Consider the following 11,436-nt stretch of genomic DNA (forward strand, 5'->3'; position numbering starts at 1 on the left):
TTGTGAGGGAGCGACCGTTTATGACGATTGGGCAACCAAACAGCGGTAATTGATGCCAACGGTAACCACACCGACACCGTCTATGACGCGATGAATCGAGCGGTACCAACCACAGAGGCCGACCCCGATGGCGCAGGGCCACTCACCTCGCCGATTTCAACCCAAACCTACGACAAGGCAGGCAACTTAGTTGCTACCACTGACCCCATTGGTCGCCAGACCCGCTATCTCTACGACAGTCGCAACCGCCTGGTAACAACCATCCTCCCCGATGGCACCGAACAGCTCAACCGCTATGATTTTGATAACAACCCGGTGAGCCGCCGCGATGCCAATGGAGAGGCCACCCAGTCGATCTACGATGCCCGTGGCCGATTGGTCGCCATGGTAGATGAATCGGGTGACCGTACCCAGTTTGTCTACGATGCCGCTAACCAGATGACGGCTCAGATCGATGCCAACGGCGTACGCACCGAGTATACCTACGACGACCTGGGTCGCCGCATCACCATGACCAGCGCCGCCAGAACCACGACAACGATTACGACCACCACGGAGTACGACAAGGTGGGCAACACCCTGGCGCAGACCGATGGGCTGGGGCAGCGCACGGAGATGGAGTACGACAACTTAGATCGCCTCATCCTGACCCGCGATGCGGAAGACCCCGCTGGTGAGACTACCTACACCTACGATGCGGCGGGGAATCTGTTGAGTCTGAGCGATGCGGTCAACAACACCACGACCTTTGGCTACGATGCCAGAGATCGCCTGGTGAGTGAGACCAATGCCTTCAACAGCACCCGCAGCCATGAGTACGACGCGGTAGGCAACCGCGTTGAAACCACTGACCGCAATGGTCGCACGCGGCGCTTTAGCTTTGATGGGTTGAACCGCCAAACCCAGGAGGCGTGGCTGGATGACCAGGGCAACCCCCTGCGTACCACAACGATGGCCTATGATGCGGCGGATCAGCTGATTGCGGTGCAAGACCCTAACTCGGCCTATACCTTTGGCTACGATGCCCTGGGTCGGCGGGTGCAGGTGAGCAATGCTGGGACAACCGGAGTGCCGACGGTGGTGCTGAGCTATGGCTATGATGCCGATGGCAATGTGATCTCGGTGAGTGATTTCATCAATGGTGTGGCTGGGGGTGTGACGACCTACACCTACGATGCCGAAGACCGAGTGGTGCAGATGACCCAGAGCGGCGCTGGCGTGGATGCTAAGCGGGTGGACTTTGCGTACGATGCGATTGGCCAGTTTGAGTCCATCACCCGCTACAGCGACTTGGCAGATACGATGCCTGTGGTCACGACGGGCTACGCCTACGATGAGCACAATCGCCTGGAGCGGCTGGCGCATAGCAATGGCAGTGGAGAACTGGCGTTTTACGGCTTTGCCTATGACGATGCTAATCGCATTACCCAAATCAGTGATGTGGATGGGGTGACGGACTACAGCTACAACGCCCGTAATGAGCTGACTGGGGCGTTGCACAGCGACGCCAACAACCCCGATGAAACTTACGACTACGATGCCAATGGTAATCGCCTTGAGTCGCATCTGCATGGCACCAGCTATAGCACGGGTACCAATAATCAACTGGTCTCGGATGGTATCTATACCTATGCCTACGATGCTGAGGGCAATATGACCACTCAGACAGAGATCGCTACAGGCAGTCAGCGAGTCTTTGTGTGGGATTACCTCAACCACTTGGTAGCGGTGATTGATGAGAATGCTGTGGGTACTGAGGTGCAGCGGGCAGAGTATGTCTATGACGTGATGAATCGCCGCATTGCTAAGTCGGTGGATGTGGATGGGGCGGGCAATGCGACGGCAGAGACGCTGCGCTTTGTCTATGATCGGGATGATGCGCTGCTGGAGTTCAAGGGCAATATTGCTGACCCATCAATGCGTTATCTGCATGGGCCGCAGGTGGATCAGGTGCTAGCGCAGGAAGATGGCACGGGCACAACGTTATGGCAACTTGGCGACCATCTCGGCACCGTGAAGGACTTGGTTGATGATTCAGGAGCGTTGAAGAATCATCGCACTTTTGATTCTTATGGAAATCTAATTGGCGAAAGTGATAGCAGCTTTGATAGCCGCTATGGCTTTACGGGTAGGGAGATTGATGAGGAAACGGGACTCTACTATTACAGAGCTAGATATTACGATGGTGAAATTGGCAGATTTATTAGTGAAGATCTTTTGGGCTTTGAAGCAGGCGACACTAATTTCTATCGCTATGTTTTGAACAGCCCAGTAAATTACACAGATCCGAGTGGTTTAGTTTTTCTCCGAAATAGTGTAGTCAGTAGTTCGGGAAGCTATGCTCATACAACTGTTGGAGAATATGGTCAGATTAGTAATGCATTTGGCAAGGGAACAGAAGTAGGTTCAGGAGCCGTAACAGGAGGCGATCCTAGAGATAGTTTTATCAGTAGTACGGTTGGAATAGGAAGCACTGAGTCTGGCCCTTACACACGTAGGCAAGTTGTATTACCAGATTTTGGTTTTCTAGGATCAGCTTTTCCATTTGCTGGGGGAGTAACTTTTACAGCTGCATGGGGAAAGAACTGTGAGACTGGCGATACTTATAGAGAAATTGGAGTTAGCTTTAATGCAGCTTCTTATGGGAGTATCTTCTCTGGCAGCTTTTTCGAAGGGCCAAGTAGAACTGCAGGTACGGGACAGCCTTCACCTGAAGAGATGAGGGCAAACAATCAGGGGCTATTTGGAGAAGTAGCTCAGGAAATTCTAGCAGCAAACTTAGAACGAGCTTTACAACCTGTACTTATCATAGGTGCAGCAGGACTTGCGGTATTGAATGGAGTAGGGTATGTAGGCAGGCAACTAGTTGGTCCAAGCTTCTAATTGTGTGAGAAAATGACAGGAGGATTTTTGAACTCATAAACGGATAATCCCTACAAATTCAGGAATATGTTTAGAGCTAATCTTCAAAGAACTGGAAGCCAAGATATCGACATCACTGTAAATGCAATAAGTGGCTATCAATGGCGATTAAATGACTTTAAGCTAGCAAGTTCAGACAAAACTATCGTTTTTGAATCAGGCTATCTGTATTGCCTAGCAACTAGAATCGATGCAATGTTCGCGAGTTTTTACCAAATAGACGCAGAAGAAGGAAAAATCAACTGGTCGCTAAAGATAAATCAGCCGATATTTGGAGCATCTGATTACTTCTCTTCTCCAGTAATCGTAGATGAACTTGCATATTTTTTGTATCAGCCAATGTTGCAAAACCTTAGACCTGCACTTTTTTGCATAAATTTGAGTAGACGAGAGTTTCAATTCAGCTTAGATATATTTGAATTAATAGATAGCAATTTTGAGAACACCTTCGCTGATTCTTGGAAGTTCATGACTCGCTCGTCAGTCACTATCGTTGACGGCAGCATTTATATTGGAACAATTAATGGTTGTATCTGCTGTTTTGAAGCAGAGACGGGTATTTTTCAATGGAAGCTAGCACTTTCAAGTGACTATGGAATTGGTTATCTTGCTTATTCAAATGGACTTGTATTTGCTGAGTCAGGCGGTGGAGAGGTTTATGCAATTGACATTTTTTCTAAATCAATCAATTGGAAGTTAAATTTTAGCGAGTTCCGCAAGTCTACATATAACTGGGATGTCTGCCCTATAGTTGCTAACGGCAATGTTTATAGTTTTAGCAGGGATAAAACTTTGAGCGCAATTGACATGCAAACAGGAAGATTGAATTGGCAATACAGCGTTAGCGGGCAGTCGTATTGCAGCCACTTCGTCGCTTCTGGTGAAATGCTAATTGGCAAAATGGCTGATTTTCAGATTCATGCAGTTGATTTAAATAGCGGGAAAAAAGTATGGTCTATTGATATTGGGCAGCCCATGCCGCCGAAATCACCTCCATTAGTCTCTGGAACTGTGTTATTTACAAGCTGTGGTGGGCATTTTTTGGGTATTGATACTGCTTCGAGTAAAATAATTTTTAAATGGGAGATTCCGTTTAGATTTGAGAAATTTTTGGATGTTGAATATTTAGTAACTCAATCTTTAAATCTTGCTGAAAAAGTTACATCTGGAAGGCCAAAGTTGTCTTATATTTCATCACCCTGCATAACCAAAGATTCAATATTTATTGCTACTGAAAATGCAGCCGATTTAGCTTTATTTAAATTGGGTATCTAGTTAGGACGTTACATCTTAGCGTGATTACCTCCTTAGTGGTGCAGAAAAGTCCTGAAAGGGTTGCTGTGTAAGGAGTCTCAAATAAGACAAGGTGGATAGGGAGGGGTATTTCATGAGAGGCTTGAATTCCCCAACTCAAGGCCAGTCCCATGGAAACACCCCACTTGTATCGTCAACTGCAAGATCAATTGCGTCAATGGGTGCAACCGAAAGACCAGCGGCATCTGCAAGGGTTTGCCGAGATTCTGGGTGCGATTTTGCAGTCCGGCGAAGCCTGTCTAGGACGGTGGATTCCGTATTTGTCGCATCGCGACTGCGGTGCCCGTGCCCATATGGGCCGCTTGAGCTACTTTCTTCATAACCCGCAGATCACAGCGGAACGCTACTATGAGCCGATACTGCGTCACCTGCTGTCGGCCTTTGCCGGGGAGGCCATTCTCCTGACGCTGGACACCAGTATGCTGTGGGATCGATTTTGTCTGATAGAGGTGTGCATGGCCTGGGGTGGTCGCTCGTTCACGCTGGCTCAAGTGGTGCTGGAGCATGGCAGCGCCATGGTGGGCTTTAAGCAGTATCGACCGGTCTTGGAGCGTGCTCAGCAGGTGCTCCCGCCGGAGGTAAAGGTGACGTTGCTGGCTGACCGGGGCTTTGAACACGGGGGCTTGATGCGCTGGTTGAACAAACAGTCGTGGGACTGGGCGATTCGAGTGAAGTCAGACCTGTTGGTCACCACCACCGACGGGCGCACTCAACCCGTAGAGAGCCTCTTTCCGCCCCCAGAACAGGCCTATCTTGTTGGGCGGGTGCGGGCGTTAGACGATATCGATGCCCATCTAGCAACGGCTAATGTACCCGGTGCGCAAGATACCTGGGCGGTGCTGTCGAGCCGAGCGGCCTCGCTGCAAACCTTTGCGCTCTATGGTCAGCGTTTTGGAGGAATTGAACTGCACTTTAAGGATTACAAATCAGCTGCCTTCGATGTGCTCGACTCGGGTTTACGCGATGCTAACGTCTTGACCCGATTAGTCATGCTGTTGGATTGCGCCTATCTGATTGCCCTGGTAGTCGGCATGATGCTGGTTAAGGCGGGGCAACGGACTCGCCTGGATTGGCATGGTGACCGAGGCTTGAGTTTTCTGCAGTTGGGTCTGCGAGAACTGGCTCGGCTCTGCTACGAGCGACTGCCCTTGCCTATCCTCCAAGCCTTCCCCAAAAGCAATCCACCACCCGCTTGCGCCTCTCGGCGCAAACGAGATGCCTTAGACTGCCGCATTGAGTTCTCCAAGGTCGTTACGTTCTCATACTGAGACTGTCATGAGTTTTCTGCACCACTAAGGATTACCTCAACCGCACGACTCAGTACGGCTACGACGCGCTGAATCGCCTGACGCAGACGACCGACCCGCTCAACCACACCACTACCTTTGGCTACGATGCCACGGGTAACCTGACCCGCGTCACCGATGCCCTCAACCGCACCACGACCTACACCTATGACCCGCTAAACCGACAGGTCGCGATGGTCAATGCCCTGGGCGACGACAGCACCACCACCTACGATGCCGAGGGCAACATCACGGCCCTCACCGATGAGCTGAACCGCACCACAACGTTCCGCTACGACAATCGCAATCTGCTGAGCCAGATGATCGACCCGCTTGGGCACAGCACCAGCCGGGCCTACGACGCGATCGGCAACTTGATATCAGTGAGCGATGCCCTGGGCAACACCACCCAGTACGGCTATGACGCCCTCTATCGCCAAACTCAGGTCATCGACGCTGTAGGGGAAACCACCGGCATGACCTACGACGGGGTGGGCAATTTAGCTAGCCTCAGCGATGCGTCGGGCAACCTGACCACGTTTACCTACGACGCGCTGGAGCGATTGGAGACGGAAACCATTACCGTTGATGGCCAGGCCCTGACTCGCCGCTATAGCTACGATGCCACCAGCAACCTGACGAGTCTTATTGATCGCAATGGGCGGACTCAGCAATTTAACTACGACGCCCTGAACCGACAGACCCAGGAGCAATGGCTCGATGGGCAGGGCAACACCACCCGGCAGATCAGCTACACCTATGATGCCGCCAGCCAGCTGACGGCAGCCAGTGATCCAGCCTCTACCTATGCCTACACCTATGATCTAGCCGGTCGATTGACCCGCGTAAACAATGCTGGGACGCCGGGCGTACCCAGTGTGGTGCTGAGCTACGGCTACGACGCGGTCAACAACCTGACGACGGTCACCGACACGATCAATGGCAGTCAAGCGGGGACTGAGACCGTGAGCTACGATGCGCTCAATCGGGTGACCCAGATGACCCAAAGTGGGGCGGGTGTGGCCGCGAAACGGGTAGAGATGGCCTATGATGCCGCCAGCCAGATGACGGGGCTCAGCCGCTACAGCAGCCTGACAGGCACTCAAGTGATTGCAGGGACGAGCTACGGCTACGATTTGGCGGGGCGGTTGACGGATTTGACCCATCAGCGTGGGGCTACTGTCATTGCCGACTACGGTTTCACCTACGATGCGGCGAACCGGCTGACGCAGCTTACGACCCCCGATGGCACCAGCAACTACAGCTACAACGACCGCCACGAGCTGACTAACAGCAACCACAGCTATCAAAGCGATGAAGCCTACGACTACGACGTGACGGGCAATCGCATGAGCTACACCACGGGCGACCACAACCGGCTGCTGAATGATGGCACCTACAGCTATGAGTATGACAACGAGGGCAATCGCACTCGGCGGGTAGAAGTAGCCACAGGTAAGGCGACAGAGTACACCTGGGATCACCGCAATCGATTGACCTCAATTGTCTCGAAGAACGGGGCAGGCACTATTACTCAGACGGTGCTCTATGCCTACGATGTCTACAACCGGCGCTTGAGTAGCGCTATAGACGCAGACGGGGCTGGCGCTGGCACCGCGGCCGAGGAAAACTTCGTCTATGACGGCAGCCATATTGCTCTGGTCTTTGATGGGGCGGGCAACCTCACCCATCGCTATTTCCACGGGCCACAGATTGACCAGGTGCTAGCGGAGGACACGGCTGGGCAAACGCGCTGGGCGCTGGGCGATCATCAGGGCAGTATCCGTGATGTGATCAACAACACGGGCACGGTGCTGAACCATACCACTTATGACAGCTTTGGACAGGTCACCGGTGAGAGCAATCCGGCTCTTGACTTCCGCTTTGGCTATACCGGGCGGGAGTTGGATGAGGAGTCGGGGTTGATGCAATACCGGGCGCGGTATTACGACCCGGCAGTTGGCACGTTTGTGGGTGAAGACCCGCTTGGCTTTGGGGCAGGCGATAGCAACCTCTATCGTTATGTGGGCAATAATCCTACGAATTATGTTGATCCCTCGGGGCTAATACCTGATCCAATAAGACGTGCATTGGGAAGCGATCCAGGGGTTTACACTGGATTAGCACCATGGGAAGCTCGCGAATCTTCCTACCATGAAGTCCAGCGTCAGTGGGCTCTCGGCTATATCCGAAGAAACGCTAATTATATGTGCGACGCAGCTTCTTACTTTGATGTGACTCCTGATGCAATTGCAGGAGTAATTCTCTGGGAAGCTCTTGAAAATCCTTATGATCGTTGGACTAGAGGACAAAATCCATTAGGATTGCTTACTAGACCAGGAACAATTTCTGACTACGGAATTCCAGGTAAAATTCACACGGGTGAGGGAACGATTGCGTCTCAAGTGGAGGGGGTCGTCAGAAGGAGAAATCCAAATGCGTTTAATCAGCCTATCAGCCCATATGCTATAGCTCCTGAAGTGCAACAAGAAACAAGACTGTTACAGGACGAGCGATTAGCTATTGATTATATTGGGGCCATACTTGATGATCATGCAAGTGAATTTGATGATATAGCAAATCGTCATAGACGCCAGGCTGGCCTTGAAGCCACTAGTATTAGACGGCAAGCAGGTATCCTTGGAACCTTGTATCAAGGAGGGTTATCGGGAAGCATATATGACAATCAAGTAGGAGGCCGAGCTGATGCAATAAATACCCTCTACTCAGAGGAACCAAATCGAGTCCCTCAATTTACAAGTACAGAAAAAATGGGACCTTGGATAAGTCAATATCGGTGGTGGATTCGTGGCTACTTAAACGACTGTGGATGTGCTTCTTCAAGCGATATAGTTCTGCCTCCCCCACCTACGATGACTCCTCCCTCAATGCTAAGGTAGTAAAGAGAATTATCTTGATTGTCATTTCTATGGCAAAGCATCGATTGATAAAAGAGAGGGTTCTGCTTATTGGCAAGCTTTCAGTCATAGTGTCCTTGATCTATGCTCTCGCGACAGTTTCAGGATGCGTTTATCCCCAATTCTTAGCGCTCAACCCGTGTTTAAGAAGCACTAAAGAAGTTGGCAGAAAAAACTTTCAAGAGAAAGGCGATGGATTATTTATTTTTGCCGAAGATGGAAAGCAAGGCTTTGTCAATAGCGAAGGAAGTGTAGTCATCCGCCCAAAATATCTCTCTGTGAGGCCATTTTCAAATGATCGAGCCTTAGTTCAAGATCCTGCAAATGGAAAATGGGGTTTGATTGATCAAAAAGGAAATGTAATCCTAGAGCCACAGTTTGATGACGTAGGTATTCTTCGCGAACGAAAAGTAGCAGTTAAAAGAGAATACTCTTGGGGTTATATAAACTCAAATGGCGAATTGATTATTGAGCCACAGTTTCAAGAGGCAGCACCATTTTTTGAGGGATTTGCTGCAGTAAAGCTGAATGATTCGTCAAGTAGATGGCAGTTTATAAATGAAAAGGGTGAACCTATTAATAATTTAAAATTTGAGCAGGTTCATCGGTTTTCTGAAGGACTAGCCGCATTTTACAAAAGTAGTAATGGGGTTTATCAAGGCTTTATAAATCAAGATGGGAACATAGAAATTGAGCTGGGAGAATCAATATACCTGGACTTTTTTGCTGGAGTGTTCTACGAAAACAATCGAGTAAGGGCAGCAGCAGTTAGACCATATTCATTTCTACATATCTTTATGCCTTTTTCATGGGGGCAGCGAGACTGGGGATATCTTGATAGGAAAGGAAAATTTTTCTTGGATAAATGTAATTATTCTTCTTTGTAAGGTTCTTTTTGTCTCATGGTGATAAGTGTCGCTAATGAGAACAGTAAACTGATAGACGGGCACGAGAACTATCAAAGTTAGTAAAGCTATGGACTTGCTGTTTTATGAGTTTGAGCTTTTTGCTCATGCCTTCCGTCACTCCACCAATTGTTCGGTTAAGGGACATTGTTGCAAATTCCATTCAAGTGATTTTGGATAGTATTAAAAAGAGCCGGTGGGGTAGGCGTTGCCATACGTCTATCCGTCAAATCACCTGTGCATCTTAAGATCAAAAATTTTCTTTCATGCCCAACTACCGTCGCATTTACCTCGCTGGCGGCACCGTCTTTTGATTCAATATCGAAACCGATGCCTTGAGGCGACAGACCAATTATGATTACGAGACGGGCGCTTGGTGCAGGCAACCTATGCCAAGGGTACGGCTGATGAAGCGATCTGGCAGTGTGAATACAATGCAGCGGGCAACCAAACGGCACTCATCGACCCCAATAAGCACCGCACGGAGTATGTCTTTGATACCTTGAATCGAATGACCACCGTTACCTATGCCAAGGGCACCCCGGAGGAAGCTACTGAATCCTTCATCTACGACAAAGCAGGCAACCAAACAGCGGTGATTGATGCCAATGGCATCCGCAGCGAAACCGTCTATGACGCAATGAATCAGCGGTACAAACTACGGAGGCTGACCCCGATGGCGCAGGTCTTCTAGCTGCGCCAGGCACTAACTTTGTTTATGATGCTAGGGGCAACTTGGCGACTATGACCGATGCCCGTAGCAATTTAACTCAGTATATCTAGGACAAGCGAGATCGCTTAATTGAGACGGTTGACGCCGACAACAACACAACTCAATACACCTACGATTTAGCTGGAAATTTGATTAGCGTCGTTGATCGCCTGGGGCGTGAAATCCGGTACGAGTACGACAGCCGCAACCGTCTAGTCAAAACTATCCTCCCCGATGGCACCGAACAGCTCAACCGTTATGATTTTGATAACAACCCGGTGAGCCGCCGTGATACCAATTGGCAAGCTACCCAACGTTTTCGGTAAGCGGTTGCCAGTAATTTGTAACTCCACAAGCAGTTTGGTTCAATCGGCTGCACTAGAATTATTGGGCGGTTGGCCGGGGTTGTGCTGTTGCACTAACTCAGTAAATCTTTGAATGGCTTTGAGGTATGACTGCTCCCCTGGCTGGTAAATCTTTACATGATCAGCATCAGGAATAATAAACAATTGTTTTGGCTCAGAAGCGGCATCGTATAATCGTTGGCTCATCTCTGATGGAACAACTGAATCAGCACTGCCATGCATAAACAAAATAGGAACCCGGAGCGATCGCACTTTGGACAGCGAATCAAATTTCTCCGTGAGCAGCAGACCAACCGGGAAAATTTGGAGAAATCTTCTGTGCTGAATCGCTTCTGTCATTGAGGTAAATGAACTTTGCATGATTAACCCACCTGCTTCTGGATGTCTTATCGCTAAGTCCAGTGCGATCGCTCCCCCCAAAGATTCGCCATAAATTATGATTTGCTCCGGCGGTATCTGGCGCATATCCCGTAAATAATTCCAAGCTGCTTGGCTATCCTGATAAACTTGCAACTCACTAGGGAAGTCTCCCTCACTGAGACCATACCCCCGATAATCGAACACAAGCACTGAGAAGCCTAGCTGTCGAAAGGCGGATACGCGAGCCAAATAATTGTAGTCGCCCATGTTCCGCCCAACTCCACAGAGATACAAAATAACCTTTGGAGAAGTCAGAATATTGCTAGGCTCACTGGGTAAAACGATAAAGTTTTCCTGCTGCGTAGGAGCAGGAATCCACCAACCGCCTAGTCGTGCTTGAGAGTTGGGGATAGATATCCAAACATCCTCATGAGGAAGGTTAAAGACTGCGTCGTCGGGTTGTAGCGACAATTCTGCTGCTGGACGGTAAATCAGATGACGCTGTCGCAACAAAAGAAACAAGCATGGTAACTTCTCAATAACCGCTGGTAAGACGGTGGATGTGTAACCGGCAAGGGGTTGTCAAGAGCGCAAAGATCTGGTCTAACAGAGGAATGAATCTAGTGCCAGAGAACCTGAAATCCAAGCCGTCAT

The 11,436-nt window shown here is 49.8% G+C and carries 7 protein-coding genes and 3 pseudogenes; 9 read left to right on the plus strand and 1 reads right to left on the minus strand.

The features are described from left to right. Positions 1-27 precede the first annotated feature (27 nt). From IQ254_RS12410 to IQ254_RS12450, 9 genes and pseudogenes are all read left to right on the plus strand, one after another. Positions 28-2,883 (plus strand): RHS repeat protein, encoded by a 2,856-nt coding sequence (locus IQ254_RS12410; RefSeq protein WP_193966476.1) that lies wholly within the window; start codon positions 28-30, stop codon positions 2,881-2,883. Between the two features lie 66 nt (positions 2,884-2,949). Next, on the plus strand, positions 2,950-4,197 hold the full coding sequence (locus IQ254_RS12415; protein ID WP_193966477.1) for a PQQ-binding-like beta-propeller repeat protein: 1,248 nt from the start codon (positions 2,950-2,952) through the stop codon (positions 4,195-4,197). Between the two features lie 149 nt (positions 4,198-4,346). Beyond that, positions 4,347-5,504 (plus strand): transposase, encoded by a 1,158-nt coding sequence (locus tag IQ254_RS12420; protein WP_193966478.1) that lies wholly within the window; start codon positions 4,347-4,349, stop codon positions 5,502-5,504. Between the two features lie 35 nt (positions 5,505-5,539). Beyond that, positions 5,540-5,983: pseudogene (locus tag IQ254_RS33560) on the plus strand (RHS repeat protein); the annotation flags it as partial. Between the two features lie 15 nt (positions 5,984-5,998). Then, a complete protein-coding gene (locus IQ254_RS12430) occupies positions 5,999-8,422 on the plus strand; it encodes an RHS repeat-associated core domain-containing protein (RefSeq protein WP_369011300.1) in 2,424 nt (807 codons plus the stop codon). Positions 8,423-8,451: 29 nt separating this feature from the next. Further along, complete coding sequence (locus IQ254_RS12435; protein ID WP_193966480.1) at positions 8,452-9,327, plus strand: WG repeat-containing protein; 876 nt, start codon at positions 8,452-8,454, stop codon at positions 9,325-9,327. 394 nt (positions 9,328-9,721) lie between these two features. Further along, positions 9,722-10,039 (plus strand): RHS repeat domain-containing protein, encoded by a 318-nt coding sequence (locus tag IQ254_RS12440; protein ID WP_313887438.1) that lies wholly within the window; start codon positions 9,722-9,724, stop codon positions 10,037-10,039. 20 nt (positions 10,040-10,059) lie between these two features. Further along, positions 10,060-10,128: pseudogene (locus IQ254_RS33565) on the plus strand (hypothetical protein); the annotation flags it as partial. Between the two features lie 12 nt (positions 10,129-10,140). Then, positions 10,141-10,383: pseudogene (locus tag IQ254_RS12450) on the plus strand (hypothetical protein); the annotation flags it as partial. Positions 10,384-10,422: 39 nt separating this feature from the next. Here the strand turns inward: IQ254_RS12450 and IQ254_RS12455 are convergent. Then, a complete protein-coding gene (locus tag IQ254_RS12455) occupies positions 10,423-11,304 on the minus strand; it encodes an alpha/beta hydrolase (RefSeq protein WP_228040610.1) in 882 nt (293 codons plus the stop codon). Positions 11,305-11,436: the final 132 nt, after the last annotated feature.

This window comes from Nodosilinea sp. LEGE 07088, assembly GCF_015207395.1.
Classification (GTDB): domain Bacteria; phylum Cyanobacteriota; class Cyanobacteriia; order Phormidesmidales; family Phormidesmidaceae; genus Nodosilinea.